Genomic DNA, 17,259 nt, shown 5'->3' on the forward strand with positions numbered 1-17,259 from the left:
CGGCCGCTCGCGGGCGCACCGCGCTCTGGCGTGTCGCTCGCGGGCGCACTGGCGGCACCGCGAAACGTCCTCCGACGTCCTCCGACGGCGACGGGCGCCCGACTCGGTGGAGTCGGGCGCCCATCGGACCGAACCCCCGAAGGGACCGGTCAGGGTCGTGCGTTGTTACTTCACTTCACTTCACTTCACTTCACTTCGTGCAGCCTTCCACGCCCGACTTGAGCGTCGCGCAGGCCTTCGCCGCGGTGGCGTTCTTCACCGCGACCATCGGCGTGTAGGCGTCGGTGTCCGTGTCGACCTGCGCGGTCTGCGCGGCGGCCGACCCCGCCTTTATCCGGACCGTGTCCCCGGCTCCGGCCGCGGTGATACGCGCCCAGGCGGCGCCGCACGTCTCGCTGTAGCGGACCTCGACCTGGGCGGTGCCGACGACGGCCTTCTCCACGGTCTGCGCCAGCGTCCCGCCGCAGCCCATGTTCTCCGGGTCCTTGCCCGCGCAGTCGGCGCCATTGCACTCGACACCGGCCGGCAGCTCCTTGCTCACCGTCGGGCTCGGGGTCGGCTTGGCCTCGTTCCCGCCCTTGCCGTCACCGCCGGAGCTCGTGACGTACACGGCCACGGCTATCAGCACGAGCGCGCCCACGACTCCCGCGAGGAACATGGTGAGCCGCCGCTTGCGCCGCTGCCCGTCGGGCGAACCTCCGGATCGCGACCGCGCGTCCCGCGGCGGACCCCCGGCCGGAGCGTCGGGACCCGCGGGGCCGGCCGGGCCGGCCGGCCCGAAGCCTCCCGCCGGACCGTAGCCGGAGGCACCGGACGCGCCGGCTCCCCTGGGCCCGGAGACACCGGACGATCCCGGCGGCGAGGCGACGACTCCCCAACCGCCACCCCGCGAATCCGCACCGGCGCTCGCACCGGCACCCGTGCCACCACTGCCGGCACCCGCCCCGGCCCCGTACGGCGGCCTGCGTTCGTCGTCCCGGGCAGGGCTCTGCGCCGGACTCTGCGGAGGCACCGTGGGTGCCACCCCGGCAGGACCGGCGATGCCCGGCTTGGGCGCGGCCGTCGCGTTCCCGCCGGCGCGCGCCTGTTTCCCGCTCTTTCCCCCCTTGGCCGGAGTCGGCCCGAACTCCCCGAGCGCGGCGCGCGCCTGGGAGATCCGGATCGCCTCCATGGTCATGTCGTGGCGCATCTCCGAACGGCTCCAGGCCCGCTCGGCCAGCTCCCACATCGTCGTCAGATGGACCGGATTGGTCCCGGTCACCTCGGCCAACGCCACGATCGCGCCCTTGGGCGCGAGCAGGCGGCCGTTCAGATACCGCTCCCAGGACGTCTTGCTGTATCCGGTGCGGTCGGCCACGGCGGCGATACTCAGCCCGCCGCGATCGACCAGTCGGCGCAACTGACTGGCGAACTCCCTTACCTGCGGATCGAGTTCATCCGGCAAGGGCCTCCAACGAGGCATTGCTACCCCCCTCTTCCCCCCGTACGTGCTGGTCTTTTCCCGCGTGTGAAGCCTCTGCCGAGTCCCCGTTCCGGCTACCCACAGGGATGCGCCCGGCCAGGATCTCAGTTCCCGGGATGGGGGCGCACGGGAGCATTCGGGCCTGTGGGCATGCACCGTTGCATGCCCCCTGGTCTGCGGTCCAGTGTCCCACCGACTTGTCTCTCGGCCGACGCGATGGTCCGGCCGGTGCACGAGGACGTCCCGGAGCGTCCCGATTGCCCACGTTATCCATGGTCTTGGGGGTGATCGCCGCACATCCTCGAACTTGTCAATACATCGACACGCGGGGAACACATGCGCGATCTCATGCGTCACTCACGTCTTCACGGGGATCACGCGCACGCCAGGGGCGGAGCGGATCGTCGACGTTCACCACCGTCGCCGCGAAGCGACGGCCGACGCCGGTCCGCCAGGCTATCGACGGAAGCGGCGGCGCGTACGCCGATCGGCATCGTGCCCCGCACGCGGATGGTGCCGGAACCGTCACCGCCCTGCCACAGGGGACTGACGGCTATTGAACAGCCATTGGCACGTCCATGACCCTTGAATCCAGGCGGCGCCCCTCCGCGCTCGGGGGAGTGGACGGGCGCCGCCGCTCACACCCCGGGGCCCGGGCCCCGGCGGGGCGCGGGGAACCGCGCGCCCGGCCACGACGGACCCGCGGATCCCGATGGCGCCGAAACCCGACGGCGCCAGAACCCGACGGCCCCAAGGGGAGCGCTTACGTCCTGATCGTGAAGTGCAGCGTGTCGTCCAGGAACGGGAGCACCAGCCAGGGGTTGGGCTGCGCCATCATCGAGAGCAGCACGATGGCCATCCCCAGGACGCCGTACGTGACGAGGTCCGTGAACCGGGAACGGACGGCGAGCATGCCCACGTCGGGCAGCATCCAGCGCATGGCGGCACCCACGAGCAGCGCGACGCCGATCAGCATGGTGCCCGCCTTGAACGCGTCGAGCGCGGTCAGCAGCAGGCCGAGCCCGACCAGGCCGGTGACCGCGAGGATCGGCCACTGCCGTGCGGGCGCGGGCGCGCCGCGGGAGGCCGCCCTGCCGCCGCCCTCGGGCCGCGCGGTGTCCCTGGTGAAGAGCGGGAAGCGCCGCGTGACACGCCGGGGCTCCCCGTCGGGACCGGGCGCGCTGACGGCGTCCCGGACGGTCAGCTCGTCGTCCTCGGCGGAAGGAGCGGCGGGGTCGCCGGTGCCGGCTTCGGCCTTTGCCCCAGCCTTGGCCTCACCCTTTGACTCAGCTTCGGCCTCCGATGCCGGTGCGGCCGCGGGGACGGCTGCCGATTCCGGTGCCGGGGCCGGCTGAGCGGCATCCCGCTGATCCGGCGTCCCGTTCCCGGCCGGAGCCGAGGCAGGGGCCGTGGCCGGGGCATCGCCCGCGGCCGGGGCGTCGGTCTCGGCCGGGGGCACGGCGTCCGGGTCCGCCGGGGCTCCCGGCGCGCGCTCAGCCGGCACTGCGTTCCGCCGCCTCGACCACGTTGACGAGGAGCTGGGCGCGGGTCATGGGACCCACTCCGCCCGGGTTCGGCGAGATCCACGCGGCGACCTCGGCCACCCCGGGGTGGACGTCGCCCACGATCTTGCCCTCGGCGTTGCGGGAGACGCCGACGTCGAGGACGGCCGCCCCCGGCTTCACGTCCTCGGGGCGGATCAGGTGCGCGGAGCCCGCCGCGGCGACGACGATGTCGGCCTGGCGCAGATGCGCGGCGAGGTCGCGCGTACCGGTGTGGCACTGCGTGACCGTCGCGTTCTCCGAGCGCCGGGTGAGCAGCAGCGGCATCGACCGGCCGATGGTCACACCGCGGCCGACGACCACGACCTCGGCGCCCTTGATCTCCACTCCGTACTGCCGGAGCAGGGTGAGGACGCCGTTCGGGGTGCAGGGCAGCGGGGCCGGCTCGTTGAGGACGAGACGGCCGAGGTTCATCGGGTGGAGCCCGTCCGCGTCCTTGTCCGGGTCCATCAGTTCGAGGATGCGGTTCTCGTCGATGCCCTTGGGAAGCGGCAGCTGGACGATGTACCCGGTGCAGGACGGGTCCTCGTTGAGCTCGCGGACGACCGCCTCGATCTCCTCCTGCGTGGCGGTCGCGGGCAGTTCGCGCTGGATGGAGGCGATACCGACCTGCGCGCAGTCGCGGTGCTTGCCCGCGACGTACTTCTGGCTGCCGGGGTCCTCACCGACCAGGACGGTCCCGAGTCCGGGCGTGATGCCCTTCTCCTTCAGGGCCGCCACGCGGGCGGTCAGATCGGACTTGATCGCGGCTGCGGTGGCCTTGCCATCGAGAATCTGGGCGGTCATGGACCCATCCTCCCGGATGACGGGGTCCGGGTTCCAATCCGGCCCCCCGCGGCCTCCCCCGATGCCCTGCCCGGCCCCGCCCCGCCCTGTTCCGCGGCCGCCGTGCCCCTGCCCCGGGCGGGCCCACCGCCGCTCCGCCCCGTGTCCCGCTTCGTCCCATGATCGACGATGTTGCACTTGCACAACACACACGGCATCCGGCTGGACAAATAAGTGAAGCGTTAAGGACGATGAATGCACAGTGCCGCGGACAGTACCGGGGGGACGAACCGCATCTGTAGAACTTTCCTCCGAAATGTGCCGCGTCGTCCCCGCACTTGACGCAACGACGGAGGAAAGACGCCATGAGTTTCGGCGATCCGAACAACCCCTACGGCCCGCCGCCGCAGGGTCAGCAGCCCGGTTACCCGCCCCAGCAGCCCCAGGGCCAGCCCGGATATCCGCCCCAGCAGCCCCAGGGCCAGCCCGGTTACGGCTACCCGCAGGGCGTCCCGCCGCAGCAGCCCGGCTACGGCTACCCGCAGCAGCCGGCGTACCCCGGCTACCCGGGCGGGAACCACATGCCCATAGAGATGCCGGGTCTGATGAAGACCGCGCGCGTCCTGCTGTTCATCCTGGCGGGCTTCCAGATCCTGTTCGGGATCATCGCCGGTATCGCCGTCGGCGCCGCGCAGGACGTGTCGAACGGCATCGGCAGCGGTGACGACACCGACACCCTCGCGGGCCTGGGCTTCGTGCTCGCGGCGTTCCTGGTCGGCATCGGCGCCCTGTCCATCTTCCTGGGCGTCAAGTTCAAGAACGGCGGCAGCGGCATCCGCGTCACGACGATCGTGTACGCGTCGCTGATGATCCTCGGCGGTCTCGTCAACACCGTGCAGGGCGGCGGCGGTTCCGGCACCTTCGGCGGGATCATCTCCCTCGCCATCGCCGGCATCATCCTCGCCTCGATGGTGAACAGCGCCGCTTCCACCTGGTTCAACCGCCCGCGGTACTGACCTCGGGAGACGGCGCGCACCCGCCGTTCACACACCAAGGGCCGTGTCCCGCCTCGCGAGGGGGGACACGGCCCTGGTGCGTACCGGAGCGATCGCCGGTCGGTCCCCGAGCGGCGACCGCCGGTCGGGCTCTAGTGGAAGAAGTGCCGCGTCCCCGTGAAGTACATGGTGACGCCGGCCTTCTTGGCCGCCTCGGCGACCAGTTCGTCACGGACCGAACCGCCGGGCTGGACCACTGCCTTGACGCCGGCCGCGGTCAGGACCTCCAGGCCGTCGGGGAACGGGAAGAAGGCGTCCGAGGCGGCGAAGGAGCCCCGGGCACGCTCGGCGCCCGCCCGCTCGACCGCGAGCCTGGCGGAGTCGACCCGGTTGACCTGGCCCATGCCGACGCCGACGGAGGCGCCGTCCTTGGCGAGGAGGATCGCGTTGGACTTGACGGCACGGCAGGCCCGCCAGGCGAAGGCCAGCTCGTCCAGCTCGCCCTGCGAGAGGGGCTCGCCGGTCGCCAGCGTCCAGGAGGCCGGGTTGTCGCCGTCGGCCTGCAGCCGGTCGGTGACCTGGAGGAGCCGGCCGCCGTCGATCTGCTTGACCTCGACCGGCGCGGCCGGACCCTGGTGGGCGCGCAGCACGCGGATGTTCTTCTTCTTGGCGAGGGCCTCCAGCGCGCCGTCCTCGTACTCGGGCGCGACGATGACCTCGGTGAAGATCTCGGCGACCTGCTCCGCCATCTCCTTGGAGACCGGGCGGTTGACGGCGATGACGCCGCCGAACGCGGAGAGCGGGTCGCAGGCGTGCGCCTTGCGGTGCGCCTCGGCGACGTTCGCGCCGATCGCGATGCCGCACGGGTTGGCGTGCTTGATGATCGCGACGCACGGGTCGTCGTGGTCGTACGCGGCACGGCGGGCTGCGTCCGTGTCCGTGTAGTTGTTGTACGACATCTCCTTGCCGTGCAGCTGCTCGGCGTCGGCCAGGCCGCCGCCCGACGCGCTCTCCACGTACAGGGCGGCGCCCTGGTGCGGGTTCTCGCCGTAGCGCAGGGTGTTGCGCTTCTCGAAGGTCGAGCCGATGAACTCGGGGAAGTCCGAGTCGTCGGCGGGCGCGTACTCGCTCGCGAACCAGGAGGCGACGGCCACGTCGTACGCGGCGGTGTGCTGGAAGGCCTCGGCGGCCAGGCGCTTGCGGGCGTGCAGGTCGAAGCCGCCGTCGCGGACCGCGGACAGCACGTCGGCGTACCGCTCGGGGCTGGTGACCACGGAGACGGACGGGTGGTTCTTGGCGGCGGCGCGGACCATCGAGGGGCCGCCGATGTCGATCTGCTCGACGCACTCGTCGGGGGTGGCGCCCGAGGCGACGGTCTCCCGGAACGGGTAGAGGTTCACGACGACCAGCTGGAACGGCTCGACGCCCAGCTCGCCGAGCTGCTGCCGGTGGGATTCGAGCCGCAGGTCGGCGAGGATGCCCGCGTGCACGCGCGGGTGCAGGGTCTTGACGCGGCCGTCCAGGCACTCGGGGAAGCCGGTGAGCTCCTCCACCTTGGTGACGGGAACCCCGGCGGCGGCGATCCTCGCGGCGGTGGAGCCGGTGGAGACCAGCTCGACGCCCGCCGCGTGCAGACCCTGGGCCAGCTCTTCGAGTCCGGTCTTGTCGTAGACGCTGACGAGCGCGCGCCGGATGACCCGCTTGCTGCTCCCGGCCGTGCCTGTGCTGCCTGTGCTCTCGGCGGTCACTGGATAACTACCTTTCGTCCCTCGATGCGATAGCCGTTGCGGGCGAGCCGCCCCACGACATCGACGAGCAGCCTTCGCTCGACTTCCTTGATCCGCTCATGGAGAGCGGAACCGTCGTCCTCGTAGTCCTCGTTGCGGACCTCGACCACGCCCTGGGCGATGATCGGGCCGGTGTCGACGCCGTCGTCGACGAAGTGGACGGTGCACCCGGTGACCTTCGCGCCGTAGGCGAGGGCGTCACGGACGCCGTGCGCTCCCGGAAAGCTGGGCAGCAGGGCGGGGTGGGTGTTCACGCACCGGCCGCCGAAGCGGGCCAGGAACTCCTTGCCCACGATCTTCATGAACCCGGCCGAGACGACGAGATCCGGTGCGTACGCGGCGGTGGCCTCGGCCAGGGCCGCGTCCCACTCGTCACGGGTCCCGTAGTCCTTCACCCGGTGGACGAAGGTCGGCAGCCCGGCACGCTCGGCCCGCTCCAGTCCCGCGATGTTGTCGCGGTCCGCGCCGACCGCGACGATCTCGGCTCCGTAGCCGGCCACCCCCTGCGACGCGATCGCGTCGAGGAGAGCCTGCAGATTCGTACCTGATCCGGAGACCAGCACGACGAGGCGCTTGGCCTTGGCCACGGCGGGGCCCTTTCTCGGGGAGTGCCTTTGTATGGTCGTACGAATGCTTCGCGCCCTCGGATACGGGGAAGTCTACGAAGCGGCCGACCGTCAGCAACGATACCGGCACACCGGGCGGCCCCCACGGGACGGGGGCGTGGCCGGAAGGTAGCGTCTGGGGAGGAACCGCCCGGGGAAGACGGTCCGCGCAGGGGAACGCCTTTCGCGTACGGGACGTTGACCAGGGACAGGTGCGAATGTCCGGGAAGCGATCCCCGGACGCGCAGCCGGTTCCGTGGACAGTTGCCCACCGATCACCACCGCCGCACACCACCAAGGGGAAGACGCACACCTGATGCCGGACCGAAGTCTCCGACGCCCTCCGCTCCTGCTGCGCGAGCGGCGCTCCTCTCCCACTCCCCCGCGGGAGAGCGACGACATGCCCGAGAGCGGGCAGGGCTCCGCGGGCGGGCAGGACTCCGGTGCGCCGGCTTCCGGGCAGCGGCCGGAGCCGCCCCGGGCGCCGGGGACCCCCTCGGACGACAACCCCTTCGCCCCGCCGCCGGAAGGCACCCCCGACCGGCCGTGGCAGCCACGGCGGCCCGCGGGCGGCCAGGGTCAGGACGGCCCGCACGGCCAGGACGACGGCAGCTCCCCCTGGGGCAGCCAGTGGAGCGACCGGCAGCCCGGTCCCGCGCAGGGCGGCCGTTTCGGTGACAGGCCCGGTTCGGGCAACTCGGGCGGCCCCGGCGGCGGCCAGGGCGGTCCGGAAGGGTCCGGCGGCCCGGGTGCCGGTATGCGCTGGGACCCGACCGACCCCGCACAGCGGCGCGCCCGGTACGCGCTGCTGTCGGGCATGTGGGCGTTCTTCTTCGCCCTCTTCAGCTGGCCGTACATGGCGTTGCTGCTCGGCGCGCTGGCCCTCTACTGGTCGATCAGCGCCCTGCGCACCAAGCCGCGTTCGGCGAACCCGGACACCCCGGCGCCGTCCGGCCAGGGCTCGAAGCCCCAGACCACCGCGGCGATCAGCGGCCTGGTCACGGCGTCCCTGGCACTCGCCATGGTCGCGCTGACGTTCACGGCACAGCTCGTGTACCGCGACTACTACACCTGCGTGAACGACTCCCTCACCAACACGGCGAAGAAGTCCTGCGACAGCCTGCTGCCGGACGAGCTGCAGGGTCTGCTGGGCACGCGCGACTGACCCGGGTCCCACGGGGCGCCATGCGGCGGGCACGGCTGGACGAGGCGTGCTGAGCCGGTCGGTCCGGAGGTTCGGTCGTCAGTCCGGGGGGTCGATCCGGTCGACCGGGGTGGACGCCTTCTTCAGCGCCGCCCAGCGGGCCTCGCGCGAGACGTCGTCGTGCCAGAGGGAACCGACGGGTTCGGCGGGCGGCAGGAAGTCGTACGGCTCGAAGTCCGGATCGGGAACCGGACGACCGCCGGTGGCTTTCCCCGGCTTCTTCCCCTCAGCGCGCCGCCCGGACCGCAGCCGCGAGAACCAGGAGGTTCGCGAGGACGACTCGGGCTCGGCGGTGCGGGCAGGGCCGGGCCGGGGCCCGGTCACCGGTTCGGCGGAGCCGGAGGGACCCCGGGGCGGGGGCGACGGTGTGGACGCGGGCGGGGGCTCCGCTGCGGATCCGGATGCGGCCAGGGGGCTCTGCGGGTCCTGAGCCGAAGGCGCCTGGGTGGGCGGCACCTGGGCGGGCGATGACTGGCCGGACGGGGCTCGGCCAGGCAGCGCCCGGGCCGACGGCTCGGGCACCGAGGACTCCTCGGCCGGGGACTCGCGCACCGGAGCCTCCGCGGCCGGAGACCCGTTCGCCGAAGGCTCCGCGGTCGCAGACCCGTTGTCCGGAGGCCCCGCGGTCGCAGACCCGTTCAGCGGGGGCTCGGGCGCCGGGTGCCCGTTCGCCGGGGGCACCGGAGGTTCATGGACCAGGAACTCGTAGATCGAGTGCTCGCGGGTCTCCCGGGTCGGCTGTTCCTTGGGCGCCTCCCCGTCAGGCGCCTGCCCGTCGGCGGACGGTCCGTGGGCTCGCGCACGCCGAGTCCAGAGCCCCCGCCCCCAGAGCCCGCGCCCCCCTGCCCGGAATCCGCGTACCCGGAGTCCCCGTAGCCCGAGGCCCGAGCCCCGGAGCCCGTGCGCGTCGGAGCCCCGTACGCGCGGCGCCCGGGTCCGGGGCTCGCGCAGGCGCCAGGAGCGCAGGGCCAGGCCGGACGGCAGGCCCACCACCGCGATCCAGGCCGCCGCGGCCGGCCCCGTCTGCCACCAGACAGGGCCGAAGTCGGCGAGCGCGGCCACCCCGAGGGGTCCGCCCGCCAGGGCCGCGAGGGCGCCGAGAGCCAGACCGCACAGGACCGCCGCGAGCGCCAGGGCCCCGGCGGTACGTCCGGCCGACCAGGCCGCCTCCCGCCGGGCGGCCACCGAGGGTGCGCCCTCTCCCCCGCCCGGCGTCGGGGCCGGCACCGACGCCGTACCCGCCCTGCCCGCCCGCTTGCGCCCCGGCACCCCCGCCCCGACCGCGAACCAGGCGACCACCACTCCGGCCACCAGGGGCACGGCACCCGCGGCCCAGTTCAGCGGGGTTCCCGGGCCCGCGTCCGGAACGACCGCCAGCAGGGGAAAGGGGGGCAGCCGTGAGCCGGGGTCCGACAGCAGCGGCCCCGCCGCGTGCCCGGCCCCGAGCGCGAAACCGGGGCCGAGTGCGTACGCGGCGCCCCACACCGCCGCGTTCGGGACGAGGGCCAGCGCCAGCAGCAGCACCGCGAACCGGCCCGACCAGCTCTCCGTGAGCTGCAGGAACGACAGCCGCGCCGCGCCTCCGTGCCACACCAGCGAGGCACCGACGAGTACGGCCCCGCAGCCCACGAGCACCGCGGCCCCGGCGGCGGCGGCGCGTACGGCGGCCAGGGGGCGGGACCCGGCCGCGAAGGGATCGAGGGGAAGTCCGCCGAGCGCCCGGCGCAGGGGCCGCAGGGACGGCGGTACGGGCCCGAACGGCCGCCCGTGCGCCGACCAGACGCCCGCACCCGCCGCCGTCACCACGAGCAGCGGCGGCAGCAGGACGACGGACGCCCAGGCGGGGCGCGGCTCACCGCCGGAGGCGTACACCGCCGCGGCGGCGCCGACCGCCACGTACCCCAGGACGGCTCCGGCCCACGCCGTGCGGGCGGGGGGCGGCACGGCGGTGTCGCCGCCGTCCGCCGCGTCGCGCGCCGCGCGGTGCAGCAGCCACACGGGCAGCGCGACCAGGAGCAGCGGGGTCACACCAATGGGTGCCGGTACGCCGGACAGCGTGTCCGCACGGACGAGTTCGGCGCCGTGCGCCAGCAGCCACAGCCCGGCGGCGACGTGCAGCGCCCCGTCGGGGCCGCTGTCCGGGTAGGGCGAGCTGATCCACAGGACCGTCACCAGTACGGCGAACGCCGCCAGGCCGAGGCCCGCCGCGAGCGCGCCGCCGACCAGGCCGGCGGCCAGTCCGGGCGACCGTTGCCGCAGCCGGACGAGCGGCGGCGGCAACGACGGGCTGCGGTCCGGGCTGCGATCAGGGCTGCGGTCGGTCATCTGGGTCACGCCCGCCATGCTCCCAACGACACGCGCTTTCCCGTCGTAACAGGCGAACCTCGGATGTGTCGCTCAATATACGTTTTATGTACTTTTACGTACGAAAGGGTGCCCGGTGACGCAGACCGCTGCCCCTGCCGACGCCGGTACCGAGGCGGAGGCCGAGACCGAAGCCGGTACAGACGACGCCCTGACACCCGCTCAGGCCTTCGACGCCCTTTACGCGTACGCCGCCCCCGCCCTCGTACGGCAGGCGTATCTGCTCACCGGGCGGCGCGAGCTGGCGCGGGAGTCCGTGGAGCGGGCCTTCCAGCTGGCGTGGCAGCGCTGGCCCGAGGTGGCGGTCGACCGGGATCCGGCGGGCTGGGTGCGGGCGGCGGCGTACGAGTACGCGATGTCCCCCTGGCACCGGCTGCGGCTGCGCCACCGGACCCCCGAGTCGCCGCCCGTCGCCCTGGACGACCGCCGGCTGTTGTCCATACTGCTGAGCCTGCCGCCCGTGTACCGGCGGACCCTGCTCCTCTACGACGGCGTCGGGATCGGGCTGCCGGAGACCGCGGCCGAGACGGAGGCGAGCACTCCGGCGGCGGCGAACCGGCTGCTGTACGCGCGCGCCACCGTCGCCCGGCGGCTCCCCGAGCTGGCGGAGAAGGAGGAACTGCGGCGGCGCCTCGCGGAGCTCGGCGGCACGGAACGGCTGCGGACCGCGCCGAAGCCCGTCGTCGTGCGCTCGGGCAGCGAGCGCCGGGCCCGCCGCTGGACCCGCGCGGCCATCGCCTTCACGGTCCTGATCATCGGTTCCACCGCGTTCACGCTCCACACGGCTCCCGACCACTACGAGGCTCCGCAGGCCCCGGCCACGAAGGTGCCCGGAGTTCCGCCGCGTTCCGGCCCCGCCCCGCTGTCGGCGCGGGACCTGGAGCTGCGGGCCAAGCTGCGCGGCATGTTCGGCGAGGGCCCGGAGAGGCTTCTGCCGCAGCTGCGCTGAGCGCCGCCGGGGCACCTGAGCGCCGCCCGGCAACGCGGGCGGGCCCGCACCCCTGGTGGGGGTACGGGCCCGTCGGCGTAACGGCGAGCGGTGAATCCGGCTGGTCAGCCGGCGAGGATGGCGCGGGCCAGCTTCGCCGTCTCGGTCGGCGTCTTGCCGACCTTGACGCCGGCGGCCTCAAGGGCCTCCTTCTTGGCGGCGGCCGTGCCGGAGGAGCCGGAGACGATGGCGCCGGCGTGGCCCATGGTCTTGCCCTCGGGCGCGGTGAAGCCCGCGACGTAGCCGACGACCGGCTTCGTCACGTTCTTCGCGATGTAGTCCGCCGCACGCTCCTCGGCGTCGCCGCCGATCTCACCGATCATGACGATCAGGTCGGTGTCGGGGTCGGCCTCGAACGCGGCGAGCGCGTCGATGTGCGTCGTACCGATGACCGGGTCGCCACCGATGCCTACGGCCGACGAGAAGCCGATGTCACGCAGCTCGTACATCATCTGGTACGTCAGCGTCCCGGACTTCGAGACCAGGCCGATACGGCCCGGCTTCGTGATGTCGCCCGGGATGATGCCGGCGTTGGACTGGCCCGGGGTGATGAGACCGGGGCAGTTCGGGCCGATGATGCGGGTCTTGTTGCCCTTCGACTTCGCGTACGCCCAGAAGGCGGCGGAGTCGTGGACGGCGATGCCCTCGGTGATGACGACCGCGAGGGGGATCTCGGCGTCGATGGCCTCGACGACGGCGGCCTTGGAGAAGGCCGGCGGCACGAAGAGGACGGACACGTTGGCGCCCGTCTTCTCGATGGCCTCGGCGACCGTGCCGAAGACGGGGATGTCGGTGCCGTCGAAGTCGACCGACGTGCCGGCCTTGCGCGGGTTCACGCCGCCGACGATGTTCGTGCCGTCGGCGAGCATGAGCTTGGTGTGCTTCATGCCCGTGGCGCCGGTCATGCCCTGGACGATGACCTTGCTGTCCTTGTTGAGGAAGATAGCCATGGCTGTTCTGTCCCTCGTCCCTTACTTCGCGGCCGCGAGCTCGGCGGCCTTGTCGGCCGCGCCGTCCATGGTGTCCACGCGCTGCACCAGCGGGTGGTTGGCGTCGGAGAGGATCTTGCGACCCAGCTCGGCGTTGTTGCCGTCGAGACGCACGACCAGCGGCTTGGTGACTTCCTCGCCCTTGTCGGCGAGCAGCTGCAGCGCCTGGACGATGCCGTTGGCGACCTCGTCACAGGCGGTGATGCCACCGAAGACGTTGACGAAGACGGACTTGACGTCCGGGTCGCCGAGGATGATCTCCAGGCCGTTCGCCATGACCGCGGCCGAGGCGCCGCCGCCGATGTCGAGGAAGTTGGCCGGCTTCACGCCACCGTGGTTCTCACCGGCGTACGCGACGACGTCGAGGGTGCTCATGACGAGACCCGCGCCGTTGCCGATGATGCCGACCTCGCCGTCGAGCTTGACGTAGTTGAGGTTCTTCGCCTTGGCGGCGGCCTCGAGCGGGTTGGCCGACTCCTTGTCCTCGAGAGCCGCGTGGTCCGCCTGGCGGAACTCGGCGTTCTCGTCGAGGGAGACCTTCCCGTCCAGCGCCAGGACGGCGCCGGAGGCGACCTTGGCGAGGGGGTTGACCTCAAGAAGGAGGGCGTCCTCGGCGACGAAGGTGTCCCACAGGGTCACGAGGATCTCGGCGACCTGCTCGGCCACCTCCGCCGGGAACTTCGCCAGGGCCACGATCTCGCGGGCCTTCTCGATCGAAACGCCCTCCACGGCGTCGACCGGGACCTTCGCGAGGGCCTCGGGGGTCTTCTCCGCGACCTCCTCGATGTCCATGCCGCCCTGTACGGACGCCATGGCGAGGAAGGTGCGGTTCGTGCGGTCGAGGAGGTACGAGACGTAGTACTCCTCAAGAATCTCCGGGGCCGTCTCGGCGATCATCACCTTGTGGACCGTGTGGCCCTTGATGTCCATGCCGAGAATGTCCGTCGCGCGAGCGACGGCCTCGTCCGGGGTCGCGGCCAGCTTCACGCCGCCGGCCTTGCCGCGGCCACCGACCTTGACCTGCGCCTTGACGACGGACTTGCCGCCAAGTCGCTCGGTCGCCGCGCGCGCTCCTTCAGGCGTGTCGATGACTTCACCGGCCAGCACCGGTACACCGTGCTTGGCGAAGAGGTCCCTCGCCTGGTACTCGAACAGGTCCACGCGCGTCCGTCCCTATCAGGTAATTCGCGGTTCGTTGTCTGCGTGGGCGTGCCGCGAGGGCAACGTGACTGCGCGGTCACAAGGAGGGCGTGAGCACGGTGGCCGGCACGCGGCATGTCCGTCTCGCAGGTTATCCCCGCCGGTGGTGGGGTCGTAAATCGCAGATCACACCTGGGCGGTGATTACGGTCACAGATTGCCGGAGTAAAGGGCCTCACCAGGCTGGGGTTTGCCTGGTGAGGCCCCTCGAACAGCCCCTGAAACTGACCTGAGGGGCGTGGGGCCGCCGGTCCTCACCCCAATGAGGACCGCCCGGCCCCGACCGCAGGGTCCCGGCCGCACGGACCGAACGGATTTCGGCCGTACGGGCTGACGCCCTGCGGAGTCGGAGGTGACTCGGGTGCGAAGCGGACGGGTTCCGACGGCTCCGGGACCCCTCCGGAGAGATCCGGAGGGGCCCGGAGGGGTGACGTACGGGCGGCCGTCGGGCTCGGCCGCACGTCAGCGGCCGTCAGGGGGCGTCCGGCGCCGTCAGACGCCGTATGCGGAACCGCCGTGGACGGGCGGCAGGTAGCCCGGCGTGACGGACTCGGCGACGTCCCGGACGCCGCCGACCGCGTTACCGGCCAGCGGGCCGGCGTCGGATCCGACGGTTCCGGTCAGGTCGCGTGCGAACGGAGCGGCCTGTCCGGCCACGCCGGCCGCGACCGGGGCGACCTCGTCGGCCACGCCGTGCGCGAACGGCCGGATGTCGCCCGTCACGCCGTACGCGAGCGTCGTGGCGCTGCCGCCGACTCCGTCCACGACCGGCTGGACGTACTGGACGACGGTGTCCACGACCGGGTGCACCGCGCCGCAGACGCCCTCCGCGAAGGGGGGCACCTGCCCCGTCACGCCCCGTGCGAACGGGCCGACCCGACCGGTCACTCCGTACGCGAGCGGCGGCACCTCGCCGACGACACCGCCCGCGAAGGGGCCGACGTGGCCCACCGCTCCGTCGGCGAGGACGGTCGCGTCGCCGACCGCCCGCCCCGCGACAGGGAGCACGCCGTCCACCGCCGTGGCGGCGACGGGCGGAAGTACGGAGGCGACGGCCTCGTCGGCGACCTGGGCCACCAGGCCCGTGGCGTACGGCGGGACGTCCGCGACCACACCGACGGCGTAAGGGGCGACATTCCCGACGACGCCGGTGGCGTACGGCCCCGCGCTCCCGACCACGCCCGTCGCGTACGGGGTCACGTCGGCGGTGACCCCGTCGGAGTACGCGTGCACGTCGGCCACCGCGCCGAGGGCGAGACCGGTGGCGTCGCCCGCGGCCCGGCCCGCGACCGGGACCACGCCGCCGACGGCACCGGCGGCGACGCGGGTGACCCCGGACACGGCCTGGCCGGCGACGGGTGCGACACCGGCGACCGCCTGGCCGGCGATGGGCTTGACCCCGCGCACGGCGGTGCCTGCGACGGGCGGCAGCACGGCGTCGGCCGTCTCGTGGACGACGGCCTGCTCCCGCGCCGGCTCCGGCTCCAGCTCCAGCTCCAGCTCCGGGGCGAATGCCGACAGGGGGCCGAAGAGGTAGTCGACCTCGGCCTGGGGACGGGGTGCGGTGACGTCGGCCGACTCGACCGCGTCGGTCGCGTCGACCGAGTCGGTCGCCTCGGCCGCCTCGGTCGCGTTCTTCGTCCGTGCGACCTGGTGCGCGGGCAGCTCGGTTTCGACGTGGTGGCGGGCCCGGTCGGCGGCCTGGGCCGTGGAGGTGGCGGCCTCCCGCGCGGCCGGGACGGGGGTCTTGTCCGCGACGGTGCCGGTCACCTCGGTGACGGTGTTGCCGGCCGTGTCGACCGTGTCGTCCACGGAGACGGACACGTCGGGTACGGCCGCGGAGGTGGCGGGCGGTTCGTCCGCGCTCGCGACGGCGGAGCCGAGTGCCCACGCGCCGGTGACTCCGGCGGCTATGACGATGGAACGGCGAATGTTCTTGTTCATGCGTGCGTCAGATCCTTCGGATACCGAGAATTCGGGACGGCCGGTGGGGAGGGAGGGGCCGGACGTCCGGAGGGGCCTATGCGCCGCGTCGGTGGAGGGGAGTCGGGCACCGACACCTGTGGCAGCAGCCCACGTCCGGGGCGGGTCCGGCTGATCGCGTCCCGGGAGGGGAGCGATCGGCAGGTCTCTGCGAGGAAGGCCGGCTCTAGCCGGGGAACGCCGGAATGTCCCGGTGCCGGTCCCGGGGCCCGGCCGCGGTGACGTCCGCGGCGGCGCCGGGCACCAGCGTCGGCCGGGCCCTCTCGTTCAACGTGACGGCCTGCGCGTCGCCGTGCCTCGGCGACCCGTTGTCGACCCCGAGATGACGCCCCGACGCACCCGTGGGATCGCCGTCGGGGACCTGGTGCACGGGCGCCTGTCCGACCCCCGTCGCCCGGGTGTTCCCGGCGTGCCCTCGGTGGCGCACGTCTTCACCGGCCGCCGCGGGGACAACGGCGACCCGCGGCCCGTACACCGCGACACTCTCGCCGCGCGACTGCTTCCCGGCCGTCTGCCGCTCGTCCGGCGCCTGCTGCTGCTCGTCCGTCGTCCCGCCCGGCTGCTGCGGCGCCGCCGTACCGGCCGGCAGGGTCTCGCCCGGAACCACGGGCAGCGGCAACGGGAGCCCCGGCAGCTCCGGAGCGCCCGGGAGTGTGGGCAGTTGGGGCAGCGACGGCCACCACTGCGGCGGGGCCGGCTGCTCGCCGATCCCCCCGGCCGGCCCGTCGCCCAGCCCGTCACCTGTCCCGTCGGTGATCTGATCCACCAGATCGCCGACAGGCTGGACGACGCGCTCGGCGACCGGCCGCACGAGAGACTCCGTCACCGGCCTTACGACGCGCCGGACTTCGTCGGTCACGGACCGGGGCTTCGCGTCCGGCGACTGCTCGCCGGTCCTGTCCCGCTGCGTACCCGCCGCCGGCCCCTCGGCCGAACTCGTCACCGACCGGACCACCTCAGTGGGCTTCTTGGCCGGTACGAGGCCGTCCGCCGCGTGCGCCTGCTCCCCGCAGAGGAGCCCGAGCCCGAACAGCCCGCCCACCAACAGCACCACTTGCAGCGCACGCCGCCCCGCCGTCCCACGCGTCACGCGCGGAGCGGTTTCGGGCGGTGCAACTGACAGGGCCAAGACGGGGAGAGCTTCCCGTGCGGAGGAACAAGGCTGGGGGTCGAGCCGGGGTGGGGGCGTGGCCGCGAGGCTGTGCGCCCCCGAAGGCCCGCCGATCCTCGCACGGGACTCCCGAGGTTGCGCAAGCCCTCTGTTACCGATGGATACTCATGTCCGCTTTTTCCGTCGCCCCACCGCTCCCGCTCTCTCCCCTGCTCCCCCAGCTCCCCCCATCTCCCGTCCCCGTG

General features: G+C 73.1%; 13 protein-coding genes. 3 read left to right on the forward strand and 10 right to left on the reverse strand.

Features of this window, described 5'->3' with window-relative positions:
* Positions 1 to 190 precede the first annotated feature (190 nt).
* The 3 genes from OHS59_RS18040 to OHS59_RS18050 form a co-directional block, all read right to left on the reverse strand.
* On the reverse strand, positions 191 to 1,462 hold the full coding sequence (locus OHS59_RS18040) for a helix-turn-helix domain-containing protein (RefSeq protein ID WP_328494430.1): 1,272 nt from the start codon (positions 1,460 to 1,462) through the stop codon (positions 191 to 193).
* A 763-nt stretch (positions 1,463 to 2,225) separates the two neighbouring features.
* On the reverse strand, positions 2,226 to 2,921 hold the full coding sequence (locus OHS59_RS18045; protein ID WP_443061637.1) for a DUF3017 domain-containing protein: 696 nt from the start codon (positions 2,919 to 2,921) through the stop codon (positions 2,226 to 2,228).
* A 34-nt stretch (positions 2,922 to 2,955) separates the two neighbouring features.
* Complete coding sequence (locus OHS59_RS18050; protein ID WP_328494432.1) at positions 2,956 to 3,810, reverse strand: bifunctional methylenetetrahydrofolate dehydrogenase/methenyltetrahydrofolate cyclohydrolase; 855 nt, start codon at positions 3,808 to 3,810, stop codon at positions 2,956 to 2,958.
* A gap of 344 nt (positions 3,811 to 4,154) precedes the next feature.
* Here OHS59_RS18050 and OHS59_RS18055 point away from each other — a divergent pair, with 344 nt between their 5' ends.
* Positions 4,155 to 4,805, forward strand: a complete 651-nt coding sequence (locus OHS59_RS18055; protein ID WP_328494433.1) for a hypothetical protein — start codon at positions 4,155 to 4,157, stop codon at positions 4,803 to 4,805.
* 131 nt (positions 4,806 to 4,936) lie between these two features.
* Here OHS59_RS18055 and purH read toward each other — a convergent pair whose 3' ends face one another.
* A complete protein-coding gene (gene purH, locus OHS59_RS18060; protein WP_328494434.1) occupies positions 4,937 to 6,532 on the reverse strand; it encodes a bifunctional phosphoribosylaminoimidazolecarboxamide formyltransferase/IMP cyclohydrolase in 1,596 nt (531 codons plus the stop codon).
* Complete coding sequence (purN, locus tag OHS59_RS18065; RefSeq protein WP_328494435.1) at positions 6,529 to 7,158, reverse strand: phosphoribosylglycinamide formyltransferase; 630 nt, start codon at positions 7,156 to 7,158, stop codon at positions 6,529 to 6,531. The genes purH and purN overlap by 4 nt, the downstream gene beginning before the upstream one ends.
* Positions 7,159 to 7,492: 334 nt before the next feature.
* Between purN and OHS59_RS18070 the strand changes: the two genes are divergently transcribed.
* Entirely contained in the window at positions 7,493 to 8,341 is an 849-nt protein-coding gene (locus OHS59_RS18070; protein WP_328494436.1) for a hypothetical protein, read from the forward strand.
* A 78-nt stretch (positions 8,342 to 8,419) separates the two neighbouring features.
* Here OHS59_RS18070 and OHS59_RS18075 read toward each other — a convergent pair whose 3' ends face one another.
* Positions 8,420 to 10,723 carry a cell division protein PerM gene (locus tag OHS59_RS18075; RefSeq protein WP_328494437.1) on the reverse strand — a complete coding sequence of 768 codons (2,304 nt, stop codon included), beginning with the start codon at positions 10,721 to 10,723 and terminating at the stop codon, positions 8,420 to 8,422.
* Positions 10,724 to 10,820: 97 nt separating this feature from the next.
* Between OHS59_RS18075 and OHS59_RS18080 the strand changes: the two genes are divergently transcribed.
* A complete protein-coding gene (locus tag OHS59_RS18080; RefSeq protein WP_328494438.1) occupies positions 10,821 to 11,693 on the forward strand; it encodes an RNA polymerase subunit sigma-70 in 873 nt (290 codons plus the stop codon).
* 104 nt (positions 11,694 to 11,797) lie between these two features.
* On the opposite strand, the gene sucD is transcribed toward OHS59_RS18080, so the two are convergent.
* The 4 genes from sucD to OHS59_RS18100 form a co-directional block, all read right to left on the reverse strand.
* Positions 11,798 to 12,682: a succinate--CoA ligase subunit alpha gene (gene sucD, locus OHS59_RS18085; protein ID WP_107015729.1), complete on the reverse strand. Its 885-nt coding sequence runs from the start codon at positions 12,680 to 12,682 to the stop codon at positions 11,798 to 11,800.
* 21 nt (positions 12,683 to 12,703) lie between these two features.
* Positions 12,704 to 13,882: an ADP-forming succinate--CoA ligase subunit beta gene (gene sucC, locus OHS59_RS18090; protein ID WP_328494439.1), complete on the reverse strand. Its 1,179-nt coding sequence runs from the start codon at positions 13,880 to 13,882 to the stop codon at positions 12,704 to 12,706.
* A gap of 530 nt (positions 13,883 to 14,412) precedes the next feature.
* A complete protein-coding gene (locus OHS59_RS18095) occupies positions 14,413 to 15,864 on the reverse strand; it encodes a hypothetical protein (protein WP_328494440.1) in 1,452 nt (483 codons plus the stop codon).
* A gap of 205 nt (positions 15,865 to 16,069) precedes the next feature.
* Positions 16,070 to 16,993, reverse strand: coding sequence for a hypothetical protein (locus OHS59_RS18100; RefSeq protein WP_328494441.1), 924 nt, complete (start codon positions 16,991 to 16,993; stop codon positions 16,070 to 16,072).
* Positions 16,994 to 17,259: the final 266 nt, after the last annotated feature.

Origin of the sequence: Streptomyces sp. NBC_00414 (genome assembly GCF_036038375.1) — a bacterium.
Lineage (GTDB): Bacteria > Actinomycetota > Actinomycetes > Streptomycetales > Streptomycetaceae > Streptomyces.

Excerpts from the sequence above, each read along its gene's own strand:
- OHS59_RS18040 (WP_328494430.1), bottom strand. The coding sequence starts at position 1,462 with ATGCCTCGTTGGAGGCCCTTGCCGGATGAACTCGATCCGCAGGTAAGG.
- OHS59_RS18050 (WP_328494432.1), bottom strand. The coding sequence starts at position 3,810 with ATGACCGCCCAGATTCTCGATGGCAAGGCCACCGCAGCCGCGATCAAG.
- OHS59_RS18055 (WP_328494433.1), top strand. The coding sequence starts at position 4,155 with ATGAGTTTCGGCGATCCGAACAACCCCTACGGCCCGCCGCCGCAGGGT.
- OHS59_RS18070 (WP_328494436.1), top strand. The coding sequence starts at position 7,493 with ATGCCGGACCGAAGTCTCCGACGCCCTCCGCTCCTGCTGCGCGAGCGG.
- OHS59_RS18075 (WP_328494437.1), bottom strand. The coding sequence starts at position 10,723 with ATGGCGGGCGTGACCCAGATGACCGACCGCAGCCCTGATCGCAGCCCG.
- sucD (WP_107015729.1), bottom strand. The coding sequence starts at position 12,682 with ATGGCTATCTTCCTCAACAAGGACAGCAAGGTCATCGTCCAGGGCATG.
- OHS59_RS18095 (WP_328494440.1), bottom strand. The coding sequence starts at position 15,864 with ATGAACAAGAACATTCGCCGTTCCATCGTCATAGCCGCCGGAGTCACC.